Raw genomic sequence first — 21,034 nt, 5'->3', positions numbered from 1 at the left:
AATACCTGCGATATTGAGGATTTATTATGAGCAGAACTATTTTTTGTACTTTCCTTAACAAAGAAGCTGATGGACTTGATTTTCAGTTGTACCCAGGAGAAATTGGAAAGCGCATTTTCAATGAGATCTCAAAAGAAGCATGGGCACAATGGATGACCAAACAAACCATGCTTATCAATGAGAAAAAACTTAACACCATGAATCCTGATGATCGCAAACTATTAGAACAAGAAATGGTGCGTTTTTTATTCGAAGGTCATGATGTTCATATTGACGGCTACACACCACCTGAAAAATAATATTCACTTTTCCAGAGCCTTTAAGGCTCTGGTATTTTATTCACCATAGCGATGCAATTGACCATGAAAAAAATCCTTCTCTTGCTAATTATCGCCCCTCTACTCATTTCATGTAGTAGCCAAGCACCAAAAACATTTGAACCCGATTACGCAAAGGACACCAATGCGTTCGATATTCTTATGGGGCAATTTGCCAATAATATCGAAATGATTTGGGGTATGAAGGAAGTATTAATCGCAGGTCCTAAAGATTACGTAAAATATACCAATGCTTATAAAACACGTAGCCATATTAATTTTGAAGCAGGTACCATTACGATAGAAACTTTAGGTGATGATGCACCTCAATTCCAATTGCATAAGGCGATAGTCACAACGTTATTAATGGGGGAAGATCCGGGTTCTATTGACCTCTACTCTGACGTTAATAATATTCCTCACAGCTCTGAACCGTTTTTATCTGGGCAGGTTCTTGATAATACGGGACAACCTATACGCTGGGAATGGCGAGCCAATAAGTTTGCAGATTATCTGATTGCCAATAAATTACAAAAACGTCAATCTGGTATAAATACAATTTGGTATGTCACCATTAACCTTGTTCCTAATCACCTTGATAAGCGTGCTCACAAATATTTACCGTTAGTTCAACAAGCAGCGGCTAAATATGGGGTTGAACCATCACTGATCTTGGCAATTATGCAAATTGAATCCAGTTTTAACCCATATGCCGTGAGTAGTTCTGATGCTCTAGGTTTAATGCAGATCATGCCAGCAACCGCAGGGCGAGATGTATTCAGGATGCAAGGGAAATCAGGGCAACCAAGTCGTAGCTACTTATTTGATCCTGCTAATAATATCGATGCAGGTGCAGCTTATATCTCAATACTGCAAAATAGTTATCTTGGAGATATCAAAGATCCTGTTTCGCGCCGTTATGCTGTTATACAGGCTTACAACGGTGGTGCCGGTAGTGTGTTACGGATATTCCATAACGATAAGAAACAAGCGGCAGCCCTGATTAACAACTTAGAACCAACACAGGTGTATTCCACATTACGTAATAAGCACCCTGCCGACCAATCTCGTCGTTATCTTGAGAAAGTCAGCACAGCTCAACGCAACTATCGTTAGTTGTTACTTAATCTAAAAAAACAAAGCTTCCTCAATGAATTTGGGGAAGCTTTTTTGTTATTGAGACTTAATAAACCGTTTTATCGTCATGTATTTTTTGAATATTGCAAAAGCCTTTAGCTTGATTTTTACGCTTCCTTCGCGATAAATAGCGTTTTATTAACCAATGAGTTTAAAAAAACAGCAATCGAGCAGTTTTGTGATAAATAACGTTGACGAGCAAAGCGATATCGGGTTTAATACGCCCCGTTGCCCGAATAGCTCAGTCGGTAGAGCAGGGGATTGAAAATCCCCGTGTCCTTGGTTCGATTCCGAGTTCGGGCACCATCTTTCATTTGTTCGTCAGTGAGTTAAATCACTGAGAGGGCAAAAAAGCTAAGATAAGACACAAATTTAACGTAAGTTATCTGTTGTTAAAATTTATTAAAAGCTTTGAATAAACAGTCTTGCTCAATCAAGGCTGTTTTTTTTATTTGTCACTTTTACTTTCTTTCCTAATCACTGTCAAATCTTGATACTCCTCCTGTTATTTTCATCACATCAATTCTGCTTCTAATATATCTCGCAAGTTATCAACACTTTAATCAATGTATTTAAAGATTACATTCTAGTGATTGCACCATATAAATTGCCACAATACATAGATAGTAATTTATCTATTTTTAAATATAATAAATACATAAATTAATCTAATAAGATTAACTTTAAAGTAAATTTAGCTTTAGATAAACATGAAGTTTAATTATATAAAAAGGAAAATAATTAATGTCTAATAATATTTATTTAAGAATAAATGGAAATGTTCAGGGTAATATTTCAGCAGGATGCTCTTCATACGATTCACTTGGCAATAAATATCAGAGTTCTCACTTAAATGAAATATTAGTTATAGCGTCCACATTTGATATATCAAGAAGACAAAATTTAAGTCATGCCCCTCTTTCTATAACCAAACATGTTGATAAATCGACACCATTACTAATTACGGCAATTACAAATAACGAAATTTTAAAATGTGAAATTGATTACTACAGAACTTCTCATACCGGCGCCCAAGAGAAATATATGACGGTTGTTTTAACCAATGCTTCTATTGTCAATTACTCACAAATACATGCAAGTACCTTAACTCAAAGTAATTCATTACCTAGCGAAATTATCACCATACAATATGAAAGTATCACCTGTAACCATATAATGGCAGGAACGTCTGGGTATAGTATTTCTGAACTAAGTTAATTAGTGAAAATTTAATGGTGAATTTAATATCTTGATTCACCATTAATTAAATCTATATTTCATAAAATATCAATATGATAAATTACTTTTTTTTACCAAATGTCAGTGATATACAAAGGTAAAGTGCAAAAAAGAGACAGCTATAGCGAATAATATCTTTATTACCAGATCTTATAAATAATTCACCAATAAAAAATTTATCACCAAATTTAAATATAATAAGACAACTACTACCAACAATATAAATAAATATAAGATACATTAAATTTAAAAATCTACTCTCTTTATTAAGAAGATAAATCTGCAATTTATATAGAATATAAAATAATAGAAATGAAGATAGATAGAATAGAAAAAGTTCCAACCAGCCAAATGGAAAAGGTGATAACACATCAAAATCATTCACTTTTATTTTTTTCCTTATATAAATCGTATGTAGAATAGAAGGTCACACCATCAAAGAAAAACTCAGAAGTAAGTGATAATCGCCCCATTGATTGCCATGATGTTATAAAATCACTCTTAATATAATGAAATAACTTCCATGAATCTTCTTTAAGAACCGGTTTTAGTAGTGATGCACCAGATAAACTTAAATCAACCACATTATAAAATATATCCGCTTCATTATCACCATAACCTAAAGCTTTAGATGTTGCTCTATATCCGTTTCTTACAGGTCCGCTATATTCCTCTCTAAATAATAAATAATATCCATTTTCAATCATACTATTTACACCTTGAGATACCATTCCAACCCCTAAACTACTGCATAATGTTCCGACAGATCCCACACAAGAAGCTCCCCCTCCATATATTTGCATTGCTCCGCTGACAAAACCTACTTGTTTGAGTGTTAATTTATTATTTTCCTCACTTTCTTCTTGTTTACGTATTATTTCAAAAAGTGCATATTGCATTACGCTTCGATTTCTTAGTAAATTATCCTGTAACTCTAACCTTTCAATTTCATCTGAGATATTATCTAACCCTGCTGATAAACTTAAGCAATAACTGCTTACCTCTAACTCTGTTCTAGCAATCAGTTGTTCTATATCATTTAAGAACATCATTCTTGCAAAAGAATCACCAATATATTGATAGGCAAATTTCATTGCTATTTTTCTTAAATAACTGGATTCTCTTCTTAATGTATCTCTATATACATCGCTATAACTATAGTCTAGTTCATACTCAGTCATTTCTTTCACATCCTTATTTAAAATAAAAACTTAAGTAATATCTCATCCAAATTATCGGCTATTATAGTGTAATATTTAATAATTCTTATCAATAGTGAATATTTAGTTTTCTACTTAGCAGAGAGATAAAAGTCCATTTAACTAAAGCAATAAGATAAATAGACTATAAATCTAAATATATAAGATAGGTCATTATTTATTTTAATAATTAGAAAAATAATTTTATATAAAGACCTCCCTATATTTACATATTATTTATGATATTTAACGGAAAACCCAACACCCCCCTAATAATGTTATAAATGTTATTTAATATAAGAACTAATATATTATTAATACAAAAAACTCAGGGGTATTTTTAATTATCTTTTATTATTAGTATATAAATCACAATTTAAATAACTCTTAAAATAATAAATTCACTACCAATAATAATTCTTATTTTCATTTTGAAATTTAAAATATAATTTTAAATATACTTAACATAAAAAAGCGATCGCTTTTATAACATTTATAATACAATTTAAATTCATTTGAGAAATACTCCTGCTATATATCTCTTTTTAATTAATACCTACCTCACAGAATATGAAATTCACCTTAATTGTCATTGACGAAATATAGCTTCAGCAGTAAATATAATAAGCAATGATTATAAAAACAGTGACCATCTTTGAAGATGGCTTTTTTAATCCTTAAATCGTCTCATTTTTTAGACAAAGGGATATTACAGAAACCACGGGAGAATTCTCTTATGACTCAACAAGATGCAGCGACTCATTACTCAATTAATGATATGAAAGCATTAATTGAAACAATGCAAATTTATAAAAAAGATAACAGTGGCAAAGGGATCACTCGTATTGCTTATGGCGAAGAAGATGAAGCAGCACATCTGTACCTTGCTGGTTTAATGAAAGAAGCGGGTCTTGAAGTTTATCGTGATGGTATTGGTACACTTTACGCACGTTTACCAGGTAAAGATCGTTCACTACCTGCAGTAGGTACTGGATCTCATCTTGATACAGTTCCTCAAGGCGGTGCTTATGATGGCGCTTTGGGTGTTATTGCAGGGTTTTATGCCTTAATGCAATACAAGCCACAACAACTTAAACGTGACTTGGAGCTTGTTGTTTTCCGCGCAGAAGAATCTAGCCGTTTTGGCTTTTCATGTATTGGCAGTAAAGTATTAACAGGAAAAATAGATAAAGCTCGTTGGGAACAAAATAGAGGTGATGACGGCAATAACTTCTTTGAAGTTTTAAAATCTTTAGGCTATCAGCATGATAATTTTGATAATTGCGTAATCAAAAAAGATCGTTTTAGTGCCTTTGTAGAGCTTCATATCGAGCAAGGCAAACGCCTAGAGAATGACAAAAAAACTATTGGTATTGTTAATGGTATTGCAGCACCAACCCGTTTTTCAGTGACTGTTAATGGTCATGCGGATCACTCTGGTGCAACACCTATGTATCAACGTCAAGATGCGTTAGTGGCAAGTGCTGGGATTATTACCGATATCAACCGTGCTGCATGTACTGAAGCCGTTTATGGCACGGTAGGTACAGTGGGTAAACTTAATGTTATTCCGAACTCCATGAACGTCATTCCAGGACAAGTAAAATTCTCTGTTGATATTCGTGGTATTGATACTGATAGTATTCAACGTGTCGTACAACGTTTGAATAACAGTGTTGAAAAAGCAGAAAAAGATTTTGGCGTTACTATTGATGTTCAACCAATTTCTGCTGAATCGCCAGTCAAATTAGATGATTCAATTTGCCAAGTCATTGAAAGTTTATGCCAAAAACACAATATAGACTACATGACTATGTTAAGTGGTGCAGGTCATGACTCAATGAATATGGCGTCACTTTATCCAACGGCGATGATCTTTACACCGTCAGTTGCCGGTATTAGCCATCATCCTGATGAATTTACCGAATTTAGTGATATAGCTGTCGCTGCAGATTTATTAGCAGAAACATTAGGCACATTAGCAAATCAATAATTACTCACTATTTGTTTTAAAAGGTTAATTGCATCATTCCCCTTGGTTGCTTTTAACCACAATTTATCAAAGAGTGATTGATATTGAAATATTGCCTCAGTTGAAGAGGTGACAGTGGCAATGCCCGTACTGACATTAGGGAATTCACCTAAACGGAACGGGCTAACGGCCAAAGAAAGAGGCACTTTCTCTTGATAGAATAATTGGAAAGTTAAAGACGGCATAGTATCTGAAATGATTGCAATATTAAGATAACTATTTTTTTGTTCTAATTTTTCAATTAGATGAAGAATTTCATTTTTTGCTCGTTCTTTTCTTTCTTGTTGCAGTGTTTTAGTTAAATTAACCGAACCTAGCATGCCAACATAAAGAAATTTTTCAATTTGTTGCTGGCTAATAAGGTTATAAATATGCGGTGAATGTAAGGACTGATGTTTTTTACGCTCTTTTAAAATAGACAAAACTTCTTGTTGTTTTTCAGACAAAAGATTTAAAGGTGATGCCTCTGTTAGCATTTCAACTAATGTTTTGTCATAACAATCTGAAGTTAATAAGTAAGAGAAAGGTTCAAAGTGGGTGTAAATATGTGAAGACTGAGTTTCAAGTTGGCGCATTCGTTCAAAAAAGCCATTTGCACTTGAATAATATTCAGTATTGATGCCCAACAAACTGGTTAGCGAGGTATTTAATAATCTAGCAAGATTATCAAGTGTCTCAATTTTAACAATTTCGCCTTTTTCTAACCGATATACAGCAGCACGAGAAATACCTAAGCTTTCTGCTACATCTTCAGCTTTTAATGAAGAGGCTATGCGGTAAGCGCGCAAGCGATAGCCAATGGATTGGTAATCTATTTTTTCTCTAGGTATGTAAGGCATATTTATAATTGGCTCCAAAATGCACAAAGTACCAGGGTAAAGTAACGGCACAACGATAAGATATTAGTTCAGATAGTTTAAATTAAACCCAAAATAAAAAGAATCACCTTCCTCACAATGAGGTAAATAAAAGAAGTTTGCAGTAAAAAGTTAGTCTATATCAATAAACCTGTCTCCTAGCAGGTAACCTCACCAGGGTTAAAGCAGTAACAAACAACAATAAAAAAACAAAAGGCGTTGTAATTGATATTACAGCGCCTTTTCATTATTTAATTAACTAAATGCTCTAATACCATTGCACCCGCGCCTTGAGAAACTATTTCATAAGCATGACTTGCTGGATAAACTTCTGTTTTTATATTTGGGAAAAGTGCGAGTTTAGTTTCAATCGTTTTTTTAACGGTAGCAAAAAACGTATATTTAGGTATTAATGTTCCACCACAAACAACAATATCAGGTTGAAGCATTAAAATCGTATTTGCGATAGCAAGCCCATAGTAATAAGCTGCTTCTTCTAATGCATCAATACACAAAGGATCTCGCATTTCTATCGCTTGAAAAATAGTATGGTAATTAATTTCATCATCAGTACTGACCAGAGAGGTTAATAAAGAGTGCTTCCCTCGCCTTATCTGATGAATAATATTATTTTTTATAGCATCTAAAGAGCACAATGTATTTAAGCAACCATAAGAGCCACATTCACACAATGGTCCTTTTACATCAATCGTCATATGGCCAAAACAATTCATAGTCGCTGAGATATCAGTTAAAAACTGATTGCTGATAATGGCACATCCTCTTACTTCGGTATCACAAGAAGTAAATAAAAATCGTTGTGTTTTTTGGCGGTAATACAAACGAAATTCAGCTAAAGCGGCAAAATGTACTCCACTACCCACGGTAACGTAAGTAGGAATTTTTTTACGTAATAGTGTCTCTAGCTCGCAGAATTCTTTATCAAGGGATTTGGAAGCCAATTGATGTTCGACAACATGCTCAATAGAAATTCCTAATCCTAAAACTTTCTCATAGCTGATGTTATTTTTTAATAACAAGGCATCAACTTTAGGTAATAGCTTCTCTGTCATCTGATATGCAGATAAATAAGGCTCTGGCGATATTTTGATTTTATCCAGCATATTAAGTTTTAAGTCCATTAACACAATAGTTGAATAGACTTTGCTTAATTCAATACCAATTAAAAACACCCCTTCTGTATTAATATTATACAAAATAGGTTTCCGCCCTCCCGTTGATTCCCCTAATTCTGCAGTAGTAATTAATTGAAGAGCATTTAGCTCGTCCAATAATCGGGCGCAAGTCGCGGGCTTCATTTGTGCTAATTCGGTCAGTGTCTCTGTTTTTATTGGTCCATTTTCTGCTACTAATTTGTAAAGGCTTTTAAGTTTCAATGCTTTTGAAGTCTTAGAAGACTGAAGTTCTTTTAAATTTTTCAATAGCATAGCGACATCCTTTATTAAATTATTGATTAGCAAAAGAGGGATATCGCTATCTTACTGTAAAAAAAGCAATAGTTCCTTAATCAAAACAAACAACATGATCTTAATCTCAAAATGAGAAAAAGTGAGTTGTTCATTTCTGTTTATCAGGCAAAGTACTCTCAACCACTATTTAAAACGTAATGACGATTTACACAGGAGAGAGTCATGCATCAAGTTTCTGAAATTAATAAAGCAAAAGAATTTGTTCAATCTAAAACCACAGAAAAACCAACCATTGGGATCATTTTAGGATCAGGTTTAGGTCCTTTTGCCGATACATTAGAAGATGCCGTACATATTCCTTATCACACCATTCCACACTTTGCAGCGTCAGGGGCTGTGGGGCATGCTAATGAATTAGTGATTGGTAAAATTGCAGGAAAAACGGTTGTTGCCATGAAAGGTCGTTTTCATTACTACGAAGGTGTATCACTTGATGAAGTCACCTTTCCTGTTCGTGTAATGAAAGCTCTGGGTGTGGAAAAACTGATTATCACTAACGCATGTGGCGCTGTAAATACAGATTTTAACCCCGGTGATCTGATGTTAATTACGGATCATATTAATCTAACTGCAAATAACCCACTGATTGGACCAAACAACCCTGAATTAGGTGTTCGTTTTCTTGATGTGAGTGAAGTTTATAACAAAGCCATGCGCCAAATTGTTATTGATATTGCCAAAGAGCAAGACATTACCTTACGCCAAGGTGTTTATGCATGGTGGACAGGGCCAACTTATGAAACGCCAGCAGAAATTCGCATGATAAGAACATTAGGTGCAGATGCCGTAGGCATGTCAACCGTTCCAGAAGCACTCATTGCTCGCCATTCAGGTATTGATACCATTGGTATTTCATGCTTAACCAATATGGCTTGTGGGATTTTAGAACAGCCTCTTAGCCATGATGAAGTCATTGAAACAGCAGAACGCGTAAAATCCACCTTCTTAAAACTTATCAGTGAAGTGATCGCTCGTTTATAACTTTCTATCAATAAAAGAAAAAGTGGATCATAGATAGCTGCCTATGCTCCACTGAAATCAATATTCCCAACAGTGGAGATTGTTATGGGTATAAAAATACAGCTCAAAGGCATGATGTTTATGCAATATTTTATCTGGGGGAGTTGGTTAATTACCCTAGGTGCATACATGATGCAAACATTAAACTTCACTGGAATTGAAGTTGGACTGGTTTACGGATCTAAAGGCATTGCGGCTCTGATTATGCCCGGTTTACTAGGCATCATTGCTGATAAATTTATTCCTGCGAATCGCTTATATATTATTTGTCATCTTATTTGTGCAGTTGCTTTATTTTTTGCCGCGTCCGTCACTGATCCAACTATCATGTTTTGGGTTATGTTTATTAATGCATTAGCATTTATGCCAACCATTGCACTTTCAAATTCAATTGGTTATTTCTGTTTAAATAAACATAAATTAGATTCTGTAGCTCATTTTCCACCTATTCGTGTTTTCGGTACGATAGGTTTTATTATCGCCATGTGGTGTGTGAGTTTATTTAAATTAGAACTCAGCAACACTCAATTATATATTGCATCTGTTGCATCGCTTTGTTTAGCGCTCTATTCATTCTGCTTACCTAAAATTCCAACAGCCCAGCATAAACAATCAACCTCTTGGGCATCTCGCTTAGGATTAGATGCTTTTGTTTTATTTAAAAAACCAGTCATGGCAATATTCTTTTTATTTGCCATGTTATTAGGTGCGGTACTTCAAATTACAAATACCTTCGGCAGCCCATTTATTCATGATTTCGCTAAAAATCCTCAATTTGCTGATAGTTTAATTGTTCAATATCCATCAATTTTATTATCTGTATCACAAATGGCTGAAGTTGCCTTTATTTTAGCAATACCTTTTTTCTTAAAACGCTTTGGTATTAAAAAAGTCATGCTAATTAGTATGATTGCATGGACTTTGCGCTTTGGATTATTTGCCTATGGCGATCCCTCACCTTGGGGTTTTGTATTGCTGATGCTTTCAATGATTGTTTATGGTTGTGCATTTGATTTCTTTAATATTTCAGGATCTATCTATATCGAAAATGAAGTTAAACCTGAAATAAGAGCCAGCGCTCAAGGGCTATTTATGACTATGGTAAATGGCGTTGGTGCATATGCGGGATCTATTTTAAGCGGTATGGTGGTTGATCATTTTACAATCAATGGAATAAAAGACTGGCAATCCATTTGGTTAATATTTGCATCATATACATTAATATTAGCAATTATCTTTGTGTTTGCTTTTAAGGAAAATAAAAAGATAGCTCAATAATAGTCTTCAAAAATAACTTTTCCTTTTATATTAATGATAATAAATCGATAAAAAGATTTATTATCATTTTTATTTTTAATTAAATTTAAAATTTAATCCATATCAAAAAATTCTTTTTTTAAAGTAAAAAAACAATTAACACATAGCATATTAAAAAAGGAAATGGATCTTTTAAAAGGAAATAAAATGTCCCATCAAGAATATTCACATGGAATAAGCGTTATTATTGGTATAATAAAGAGTTACTCGCCTTTAAAACGATGGAATAAAAAAAATAAAGATGATGTATTTACAGAAATAACATATAGCTTTCCTGACTGGAGCAATTTAAGGGGTGAAGAATATAAAACAATTACGACATTAAATAAACATCAACAAGATATTGCCGAAAAAACATTACAACTATGGGCTGACATTGCCAATATAACATTCATTAAGAAAGACAATAAATATGATACTAATATTAAATTTGGTGTTTATAATAATATAAATGAACTAACAAAAGACGGCTCTCATTTAGTCCTTGGCGTTGGAACCCCTCCAATAAACAACACAGAACCGAATAAAAAAATAGAAAAAGTCACTGATTACAGTGTGGGAGGTCATGTTTGGATTAATATATCTTCAACTAAACATATAAAAACATTAAATAAGAATGAAATGACATCAGAGCAAAAAAATAAAGTAGATTCATTTAAAGAGAAATCAGATAATATAAAATATTATTATATAGAAACAGATACTCATATTACTTTATATAAAAATAATAATGAAAGTGGTCATATAGATAATCAACCTATAATATTACAAAAAGGAAATAGAGAAACTCAAACTTATATACATGAAACAGGGCATGCTCTTGGTTTACCTCATACCTTCATTGGAGAAGATGACCATAATAATCCTGATATTGAAGAAAATAGTTTCAAATATTCAGTAATGTCATATCGCTATCCCAAAACAGAAGAGGCTGATTTTGATGGGCTTTTTCCTATGTCTCCACTATTAATCGATATATATGTTATTCAAAAGTTCTATGGCGTAAATGTAACGACGCGAACTGATGATACTATTTATGGTTTTAATTCTAATACGCAAAGAGACTGTTACAGTTTAACTTCATTAGATGATGTCATTATTAGCTGTATTTGGGATGCCGGTGGCTGTGATACTCTTGATTTTTCAAAATATAATGTAAATCAAAAAATAGATCTTAATCAAGGTGCCTTTTCTGATATTGGTGGGCTAAAAAGTAATATTTCTATTGCCTATGGAACAATAATCGAAAACGCAAAAGGCGGTGAGAATGATGATCATATCATTGGTAATAACATAAATAATGACCTATTTGGTCATGGAGGTAATGATATGATTTATGGATATGATGGAGATGACAACATTTATGGAGGTAAAGGTAGTGACATGCTTTATGGTCAAGAAGGTAATGATTTTATTTATGGGGGGGATGGTTACGATATAATTTCCGGAGGAAATGGACATAATACACTGTTTGGAGGAAAGAATGCTGATATGTTTTTTTTCGAAATTAGCGATAAGGCAAATAGTCATAATAAAATTATGGATTATAATATCAATGAAGATTTTCTTATTTTCCTAGATGAAAATAGAATAAGCCTAAATATCGAAAAACTTATATCTCAAAATTCAATTTCTTTTAAGATAAGTTTTAAAGAAGAAGATAATTTAACAAGTTTAGTAATAAAAACAAAAGAACAACTAGAAGTTCCAAATTTAACAATAGATATTGTTGGAAATTTTAGTTATGAAGATCTATTTTATTAACATCACTAATTACGGTAAACAATAAACGGACAAATTATAAGGTTTAAATTTACTTAAACCTTATAATAACAAAGTAATATATATAATATTATAAAATCATGACCGTATTATATAATAACGTTTAAAAACATCCCTATTGATAAGGTAACCTAAGTTCTATTTACTTAATTAAATTATTCTGACTTAAAACACACCTTACTTCACAATTATTTAAAAACTTATTTTTCCCCTCTAGATTAATGTTAATAAATGTCTATCTTTATTATCTCTAGCATTCGCTAGATAATTAAACTATTTTCAATATGAAAATAAACTTAACCTAAACTTGATATCCGGAGGATATTATGGGTTCTTCTTTATTAAAAAAAGCAGTAGGATTATCTAATGTTTCTGACTTATTAGATAAAAGTGGAATTTTTTATAATTTCTCAGCTAAAACTCTACCTTCTTTTGATTATGATACTGCTGGAAAACATATTGCACGAGAAAATTCCACATGGAATGGAAAGTATGTTATTGGACAAGCGGCAGAAGTGACATATTCATTCCCAACTTGGGCTGGTAAAAAGTTTAATGATTTTGGTGATAAAAATCCCTATGGATTTAATTCAGCACAAAAAGATCATGCAAGACAATCTTTAGATGCATGGTCTGATATTGCAAATATCAAATTTACCGAAGTAGCGCCAGGTGTAAAATCAGATATTACTTTTGGTAATATTACTGATCCATACGGCAAATTCCAAGCTTATGCAACTTTGCCAAATACCTATAGTTATGGTCGTGATCTTTCGGGGCAAGCTTGGTTTAGTGACTATTATGATGCAAAAAATACAACGCCTGAATTAGGTAATTATGGTCGTTTAACTATAATCCATGAAATTGGTCATGCACTTGGTCTAATGCATCCTGGCGATTATAACGCAGGGCAAAACGTACCTGGATATTTAAAGTCTGACTATGCTGAAGATAGTCGCCAATATACTGTTATGAGTTATTGGGAAGAATATGAAACAGGTGCGCACTTCCAAGGTGCTTATGCAGGCGCTCCTTTACTTCATGATATTTCAGCAATGCAATATCTTTATGGCGCAAATACCACAACCAGAACAGGTGATGATGTTTATGGTTTTAACTCAAACACAGGTCTTAATTATTACACTGCAACAAGTAGCAGTGATAAATTAATCTTCTCAGTTTGGGACAGTGAGGGTAACGATACTTTTGACTTCTCAGGATATTATCAAGATCAAGTTATTGACTTACGTGAGGGTCATTTCTCTGATGTTGGCGGACTACAGAAAAACGTTTCTATTGCACAAGGCGTTACAATAGAAAATGCAATCGGTGGCTCTGGTGATGATACTATCTATGGAAATGATGCTGATAATATTCTCATCGGTGGTGGCGGTAACGACATACTATATGGTGGCGGTGGTCAAGATATATTATGGGGTGGTACAGGTAGCAATACCTTTGTTTATAAAAAGATCACCGACTCTTTAACCTCTGCTGCTGACAAGATAATGGACTTCAAATCAGGTATTGATAAGATTAATTTATCAGAATTAATCGACGATACCTTTGGCCATAAATTCCTTAACTTTGTTGATAATTTTACAGGTCGCTCGGGTGAAGCAACCATTAAATATGATCAATCAACAAACTCAAGTGAACTTGCTATTAATGCTTATGGATATGGATATAGCCCTGATTTCAAAATTGACATTGTAGGATTTGTTAATTACGAAACTGACATTATTGTTTAATTTATCATTAGGTAGGAGAGAGATATTTCTCCTACCTTTCTTTTACCTATAAGGAGTTATTTTTATATTATCTTATTAAAGAAAAGATAGAGTTATCACTCCATATAGATAGAAGAAATGCAGTAAATAGCAATAAAACAGATAGGAATAAAATCAGGAATAACACTATGTCAGTAAACAAAAACAATAATGAAATAACAAATATTATAAAAGAAAGAAAGAAAGTCTTTCTTTCCATTGGAATATTTACAGCCTTAATAAATATTTTAATGTTAGTTCCTTCCATTTATATGTTACAAGTTTATGATCGCGTCTTGCCTTCAGGCAATGAAATGACTTTATTAATGCTAACGCTCATCATGTTAGCATTATTTATTTTTATGGGAGGATTAGAATACTTAAGAAGCATTATTGTCATTAGAATGAGTAACAAACTTGATTTATCCTTAAACTCAAGAATTTATACCGCTGCATATCAAGCAAAATTAAACAAAATGCCCGGTATTAATTCCTCTTTAGCATTTAATGACTTAGTGACTATTAGGCAATTTATTACAAGCCACGCTATTTTTGCATTTTTTGATTTACCTTGGTTCCCTATTTATCTTCTTGTTATCGCATTATTTAATCCATGGTTAGGATTATTTGCATTATGTGGTGCGATCGTTTTATTTTCTTTAGCAATTCTTAATGAATACTTGTCTCGATCATCATTAAAAAAGGCCAATGAGTTTGCTAATCAAGCTCAGGTAATACAAGGTCATCATTTTGAACATCCACAGCCTATTGAAGCAATGGGAATGCTAAGTTATTTACGTAACCAATGGCAAGTCGCTCACTTTAAATACCTACAAGCGCAAACTCATGCAAGTGATAATGCCGCAGGTATCAATGCAATAACAAAAGTCACCCGAATGGCACTGCAATCTTTAATGCTAGGATTAGGCGGATGGCTAGCAATAGATAATACAATTAGCCCAGGAATGATGATCGCAGGTTCAATACTATTAGGTCGTGCTTTAGCGCCGATTGAACAAGTTATTGGCGTATGGAAAAACTGGGATAGTAGTAAAGAAGCTTATAAAAGATTAACCACGCTATTAAAAACGTACCCTGAAGAAAATAAAAAAATGGCGCTACCTGCTCCTAAAGGTGAATTAACGGTAAATATTAATCAAGCTCAATACCCTCAAACGGAACGCACCCTATTAAATAATATTCATTTTTCACTCAGCCCCAGCGATGTACTTGGTATTATTGGTCCGAGTGCTTCAGGAAAATCCTCTTTAGCTAAATTTATTGTTGGCATATGGGAAGTTAAAACAGGTGCCATACGTCTTGATAATGCAGATATATATCAATGGAATAAAAGTGAAGTTGGCCAATATATTGGATACCTTCCTCAAGAAATCGCCCTTTTCCCTGGCACGATTGCCGAAAATATTGCTCGCTTTTCTGAAGTAGATCCTCAAAAAGTCACTCAAGCTGCAATGATGGCAAATGTTCATGAAATGATTTTACGTTTTCCTAATGGTTATGAAACTGTTATTGGCGCTCATGGTGAAGGATTATCAGGAGGGCAACGACAACGTATTGCGTTAGCTCGTGCATTATATGGTGATCCTGCACTAGTCGTTTTAGATGAACCCAATTCTAATTTGGATGATTTGGGTATTAAAGCTTTAATGCAGGCAATTCATATACTTAAGCAGAATAAAAAAACCGTAATATTAATTACACACCAAAAACAGTTACTTTCAGTGACCAATAAACTCTTAGTTCTTTTCGATGGTCACACCAAATTATTTGGCTCTACAACAGCCGTTATTGCTGAGTTAAATAACTCATCAGTAATAAAGAGTACGCCAACACCAACAACTATACCTATAACTCAAAGCAATATTTAATATTGAGAAAACTATTATGATCACAAAAAAAAATGAAATCGATATTGTTCATGGTATTTCAGATGATCCTAGAAAATTCTTAATAATAGGATGGTCAGTTATTCTTTTAGGTCTTGCTATTTTTATTTTTTGGGCCGCTTTTGCGCCTTTAGATAAAGGCGTGTCTGCGAAAGGAAATGTTTCAATTTCAGGTAATAAAAAGAGTGTTCAAGCTTCAGTAGAAGGTATTATTACTGATATTTTAGTGAAAAATGGTGATAGCGTAATAGAAGGTCAAACTCTTATTCAATTAAGCCCTATTCAATCGAAAGCTTTAGTCAAATCTTTATCCGAACAATATGATAATTTATTGATTACTCAACAACGTTTATATGCTCAATTAAATGAAAAAACAGAGTTTATCTTAGATCCCAGTGAGAAATACTATTCTCCTTCTGAGAATTTAAATAAATTATCTCTATTGCAAAATAAATTACTTAATGAAAAGTATATTGAGTTGCATAGTGAAATAAATGGCTACAACGCTATTATTGATGGTATTTCTAATCGTTTAGTCCATTTAAAAAGATCTACGCTAAACAAACAACATCAAATTGATAGCTTAAAAACTCAAATCAAAGATTTATACACCCTTGCTAATGAAGGTTATATTCCCCGTCATCGTTATCAAGAAATTGAGCGTGAACTTGCTGAAAATAACAATCATCTTAATGATACCTATGGGCAAATAAGTACGCTAGAAAAACAAAAGTTAGAATATCAACAAAAAATATTGCAACGTAATGCTAATTTTTACCAATCGGCACGTACTGATCTTAACCAAGTTCAGTTACAAATAAGTGAAACAGAAAAACAACTTATCATTGAAATAGATAAACTGAAAAAGATGCAAATTACGGCGCCTATTTCAGGAATAGTGATGGATTTATCTGTTTTTACCCAAGGTGGTGTTGTAAGAACAGGTCAAACACTCATGGAAGTTGTTCCTCAAGATCATCAATTAATTATTGAGGCACGTTTAGCACCTCACCTTATTGATAAAGTTACCCTTGGTCTTCCTGTTGATTTAATGTTTAGTGCATTCAATCAAAATACAACACCTAAAATTCCCGGTGAAGTCACATTAATTTCCGCTGATAGACTTATTGATGAAAGAACAACAGAGCCTTACTACCAAGTATTTATTAATGTTAAAGATAATACTCTTCTTGCAGATAATAAAAATAAATTAAAGGCTGGAATGCCAGTTGATGTATTTATTAACACAGGCGATCGCTCATTACTAAATTATCTCTTCAAACCTGTTTTAGATAGGATCCATACTTCATTAACGGAAGAATAATGATGCAAATAAAAAAACTCTCTGCCATTTTATTTATATGGATGCTAAGTTTTCACGCTTTAGCGATCAGCTTGTCTGATCTTTATTTCTTAGCCGTAAAAAATGATCCGACGTTTAATGCTGCAATTAAAGAACAGGTTGCGGGTAAAGAGTATGAAAACATTGGATTATCTCAATTACTCCCAAGTGTACATGTCAACTATCAAAACAACCCACGAAATTGGCAACGGAAAGTTTATCCTATTAATACGAATCGAGGAGAAATAGAAAAAACAGAATATCAAAATTACCAAAGCCATTCTGTCAGTGCCATTATTAGCCAACCACTTTTTGATTACACGGCATTTAGTGATTACAAATCATCAGTAATCAAAACATTATTATCAGACAGCCGCTATCAAGTGAAATTTTCCGAGCTAGTGATCAGATTAGTGGATAATTACATAGAATTGGCTTATGCGCAGGATAAATTATTATTAAATCTTTCACAGCAAAAGATTTATAAACAACAGCTAATATCAAGTCAACGTTTATTCGAATTAGGGGAAGGAACAAAAACAGATATTTCAGAGATCCAAACACGATTATATTTAACTCAATCTCAATATACGGATATTCAGCTTGAGTTAGATAATGCTAAAAATAAACTAAGTTCAATGATTGGTACACCACTACCTTATGCAGAACATATAGCAAAATTAAGCAATAATAGCTTTATATTACAACCTATCACTCCCAATAATTACGAGTCATGGGAAAATGAGGCTATGCAAAACAACCTTAATATTCAAACCGCTCGTTATGAAATGGCAATAGCAAAACAAGAAGTAGAAAAAAATAGAGGTGAATTTTTCCCAACAGTGCAGCTCTATGCGTCTTATTCTAATAGTGATTCCGATAGCAATAATACCGTAAATCAAAAATATCAATCCGCGAATGTTGGCTTTTATGTCAGCCTGCCTTTATTTAATGGTGGAAAAACAACAGCTTCAATGCGTCAATCTACTGCATTGTATCAAATGAGTGCTTTTGAAAGAGATGCAATTATCCAGCAAATCACGCAAGAACTACGTCATCAATATCAAATATGTACAACGAGTGATATTAAATTGAATGCCTATGAGCAATCCGTTTCCTCTGCTAAATTGCAATTAGATGCGACTCAAAAAAGTTACATTGGTGGGCAGAGAACAATGGTCGATGTTCTTAATTCTGAAGAATTATTATATCGCGCTCAACAAGATTTAATTAAAGCTAAATATGATTATATTCAAGCTTGGACATTATTACATCAATATACTAATACATTAGATATTGAAAAAATAAAATTAATTGAAGGTTATTTTCAATAGAATTACTACATTTTTTAATAAGAGATATACACATAATTATAAAAGTCCTAAATCATGAAATAGATATAGGACTTTTAGTTATAAGTAATAATTAATCACTTATTTTAGCTAGCGGGTATCATCACTTCTTTTTATTACCGTACAACGTTAATACACGGTGAGTAAGAGCAATTGATGCTAGACCGATAAAACATTCAGCTAGGAAAATCAGCATAAATTACCCCCATTCATAAGTACATTTTGTTTGGGCGGGGGTTCTGATAAAGTAAAGTGACTTGTCATATAGTGCTTAGCTAACTCCGATTTAATGGACACATTTTAAACCTACCATTAAAACTAAAAAGAGCAAAATATATTTATCAACAAAATCCATTTTTGGGCATTGATCACATAAAAATAACACAAAAAATCAAATCCATGTCATGTTAAAAACCGACGTTAAATTTATTTGCTCTTTTATAAATGTCTTTTTAAAAATAGAAATAGAGCTTAAAATCAATCAATTATCAATCAATTAAAGAAAACAAATGTTAAATCACCCTGTTTTTCTACAATAGGTTTTACCTTTAACTGACTTATCACAGATAATATTTCTTTTCGCTCTGGTCGGACTAAAACAATCGCAAGCCCTTGATAGTTATTCTCTTCAATTAAGTTAACTAACTGCTTAAGATCATAATATTTATTTTGCACATCAGGATATGCCAGACCATAAGCAAGCTCCCCTTTCGTCTCTGTTAAACGAATATCAGTGCGTTTTAAACCCCATGCTAAAGACGTTCCGATCCCAACTTCATCTGTTAAAATATAGGGCTTATCTGCTAGCTCACTATAATAATGATTAATTGCCTTTTCAGGGGTGCTTTTGCTTTCTACTTTATGAGGAATAGCATACCCAATTGCTAGACTTAATCCTATCGAGCAAAATAAAGTTAGTAAGCGTGTGGGTTTAAAGAGCGAAGCCATTCCCATCACACTCCAAAATAAAAAGCCTCCAATACCGAGCAACGCTTTATATTGCTCATTTGTTTCATATAACGTAAATCGTGTAGAGAAAAGCGAATAAGCAATAATAGAGACGCCTACAAGCCCCAAAACAATATTTATGCTCGCATTAATGTTATGGATTTTTTCATTTTGTTTATTTTTTAGCTCTTCCATATAATGTGCAATCAAGATAGAAAGTGGCGCAAAACAAGGTAGCATATAGGTTAATAACTTACCGCTGGAAGCAGAAAAGAAAACAAAAAATAGAAATAACCAAAACGAAAAATAAAGAGTTCCCTTCTTCAAGAAAATAGCTGATTTAATAGCCCCAAATAAGAACCCTAACCAAGGTAAAATACCCAAAATCACAATGGGTAAATAAAACCACATAGGTTGTGATCTTGCTGATCCCTTCTCAACAAAACGTTGAACATGCTCAATCCAAAAGAAGTAATGCCAATAATCGGGTGCCTGAAGTGCAACTGAAATCACCCAGGGACCAGCAATAATAAGCATAGCGATAAGTGCTATTGGTGTATAACAAAGGACTTCTTTAAAACGAGATAAGCTAATTGCGGTTACAAAAAAAACTAATGCGGGTAATACGACAGCAATAAAACCTTTGGTTAGAAAACCTAACCCACAAAAAATACCAACGAGAATATAAGCTTTAACTTTCGCCTTTCTATTAGTTGCATGTAATCCAGATAAAAAATAATACATGGCTGCCGTGACAAACATTGTCACGATTGGATCAAGAATATTGTAGGTACCAATAGCTAACACAAGAAACGAGGATAAAAAAACCACCAGTGCATTAAACGCCAAAGTACGGTTATGCCAAACTAACATAGCAGCACGATAAACAAATAAGCCGGTTAATAAGGTCGAAGTTACAACGACAACACGAACAGAAAAATTACCGCCACCAAATAGCCATTGTGCAATACTGTTTAACCAATACCCTAATACTGGCTTTTCAAAATAACGAATATCCAGCATGTAAGGTACAGACCAATTACCTGATACGAGCATTTCTCGACTAATTTCAGCATAACGGATCTCATCTGGTTGCCAGAGTAGCCGCGTTTCGAGAGGAATTAAATAAGTTAAAAATATAAAAATCAATAGTAGAAACCATTTATATTTTTCTACAAAATCAACACGCATATATTCCTCATTAAAATAAAAAAATATGACTTTACACCAACTACCCACTTAGAATAGCTATCCTATAAAAGATTCAATTATTATTTATTAATTTATAATTAATTAGTAAGTTGCTTTATTTTTAACCAATAACAA

General features: G+C 33.1%; 15 protein-coding genes and 1 tRNA gene. 12 read left to right on the top strand and 4 right to left on the bottom strand.

The window, feature by feature from the left end; translation table 11 throughout:
* Positions 1-26: 26 nt before the first annotated feature.
* The 4 genes from BTA34_RS03130 (at position 27) to BTA34_RS03115 (ending at position 2,672) form a co-directional block, all read left to right on the top strand.
* On the top strand, positions 27-299 hold the full coding sequence (locus BTA34_RS03130; RefSeq protein ID WP_098943971.1) for an oxidative damage protection protein: 273 nt from the start codon (positions 27-29) through the stop codon (positions 297-299).
* A gap of 63 nt (positions 300-362) precedes the next feature.
* Positions 363-1,433 carry a membrane-bound lytic murein transglycosylase MltC gene (mltC, locus tag BTA34_RS03125; RefSeq protein ID WP_151434465.1) on the top strand — a complete coding sequence of 357 codons (1,071 nt, stop codon included), beginning with the start codon at positions 363-365 and terminating at the stop codon, positions 1,431-1,433.
* Between the two features lie 251 nt (positions 1,434-1,684).
* Positions 1,685-1,760 (top strand) — tRNA-Phe (locus BTA34_RS03120).
* A gap of 438 nt (positions 1,761-2,198) precedes the next feature.
* Positions 2,199-2,672 (top strand): Hcp family type VI secretion system effector, encoded by a 474-nt coding sequence (locus tag BTA34_RS03115; protein ID WP_151434464.1) that lies wholly within the window; start codon positions 2,199-2,201, stop codon positions 2,670-2,672.
* A 398-nt stretch (positions 2,673-3,070) separates the two neighbouring features.
* Here the strand turns inward: BTA34_RS03115 and BTA34_RS03110 are convergent, their stop codons facing one another.
* Positions 3,071-3,874 (bottom strand): DUF4225 domain-containing protein, encoded by an 804-nt coding sequence (locus tag BTA34_RS03110; RefSeq protein WP_151434463.1) that lies wholly within the window; start codon positions 3,872-3,874, stop codon positions 3,071-3,073.
* A 754-nt stretch (positions 3,875-4,628) separates the two neighbouring features.
* On the opposite strand from BTA34_RS03110, the gene BTA34_RS03105 reads away from it, so the two are divergent.
* Positions 4,629-5,885, top strand: a complete 1,257-nt coding sequence (locus BTA34_RS03105; protein WP_151434462.1) for a Zn-dependent hydrolase — start codon at positions 4,629-4,631, stop codon at positions 5,883-5,885.
* On the opposite strand, the gene BTA34_RS03100 is transcribed toward BTA34_RS03105, so the two are convergent.
* Positions 5,879-6,763 (bottom strand): helix-turn-helix domain-containing protein, encoded by an 885-nt coding sequence (locus tag BTA34_RS03100; RefSeq protein ID WP_151434461.1) that lies wholly within the window; start codon positions 6,761-6,763, stop codon positions 5,879-5,881. The two genes, BTA34_RS03105 and BTA34_RS03100, sit on opposite strands and share 7 nt — an antisense overlap.
* 269 nt (positions 6,764-7,032) lie before the next feature.
* Entirely contained in the window at positions 7,033-8,229 is a 1,197-nt protein-coding gene (locus BTA34_RS03095; RefSeq protein ID WP_151434460.1) for an ROK family protein, read from the bottom strand.
* Positions 8,230-8,433: 204 nt separating this feature from the next.
* On the opposite strand from BTA34_RS03095, the gene BTA34_RS03090 reads away from it, so the two are divergent.
* The 7 genes from BTA34_RS03090 (at position 8,434) to BTA34_RS03060 (ending at position 18,742) form a co-directional block, all read left to right on the top strand.
* Positions 8,434-9,252 (top strand): purine-nucleoside phosphorylase, encoded by an 819-nt coding sequence (locus tag BTA34_RS03090; RefSeq protein ID WP_151434459.1) that lies wholly within the window; start codon positions 8,434-8,436, stop codon positions 9,250-9,252.
* 84 nt (positions 9,253-9,336) lie between these two features.
* On the top strand, positions 9,337-10,569 hold the full coding sequence (locus BTA34_RS03085; RefSeq protein ID WP_151434458.1) for a nucleoside permease: 1,233 nt from the start codon (positions 9,337-9,339) through the stop codon (positions 10,567-10,569).
* Positions 10,570-10,755: 186 nt separating this feature from the next.
* Entirely contained in the window at positions 10,756-12,372 is a 1,617-nt protein-coding gene (locus BTA34_RS03080; protein WP_265576167.1) for a M10 family metallopeptidase C-terminal domain-containing protein, read from the top strand.
* Between the two features lie 344 nt (positions 12,373-12,716).
* On the top strand, positions 12,717-14,141 hold the full coding sequence (locus BTA34_RS03075) for a serralysin family metalloprotease (protein WP_151434456.1): 1,425 nt from the start codon (positions 12,717-12,719) through the stop codon (positions 14,139-14,141).
* A 167-nt stretch (positions 14,142-14,308) separates the two neighbouring features.
* Positions 14,309-16,048 (top strand): type I secretion system permease/ATPase, encoded by a 1,740-nt coding sequence (locus BTA34_RS03070; protein WP_151434455.1) that lies wholly within the window; start codon positions 14,309-14,311, stop codon positions 16,046-16,048.
* Between the two features lie 16 nt (positions 16,049-16,064).
* Complete coding sequence (locus tag BTA34_RS03065) at positions 16,065-17,390, top strand: HlyD family type I secretion periplasmic adaptor subunit (RefSeq protein ID WP_151434454.1); 1,326 nt, start codon at positions 16,065-16,067, stop codon at positions 17,388-17,390.
* On the top strand, positions 17,390-18,742 hold the full coding sequence (locus BTA34_RS03060; RefSeq protein WP_151434453.1) for a TolC family outer membrane protein: 1,353 nt from the start codon (positions 17,390-17,392) through the stop codon (positions 18,740-18,742). The genes BTA34_RS03065 and BTA34_RS03060 overlap by 1 nt, the downstream gene beginning before the upstream one ends.
* Positions 18,743-19,252: 510 nt before the next feature.
* Here the strand turns inward: BTA34_RS03060 and arnT are convergent.
* Positions 19,253-20,899: a lipid IV(A) 4-amino-4-deoxy-L-arabinosyltransferase gene (gene arnT, locus BTA34_RS03055; protein WP_151434452.1), complete on the bottom strand. Its 1,647-nt coding sequence runs from the start codon at positions 20,897-20,899 to the stop codon at positions 19,253-19,255.
* Positions 20,900-21,034: the final 135 nt, after the last annotated feature.

The sequence above is a fragment of the Proteus sp. CD3 genome, assembly GCF_008808075.1.
Lineage (GTDB): Bacteria > Pseudomonadota > Gammaproteobacteria > Enterobacterales > Enterobacteriaceae > Proteus > Proteus appendicitidis.
Note: the sequence above shows the minus strand (reverse complement) of the source record. Positions and strands in the feature narration are given on the sequence as shown.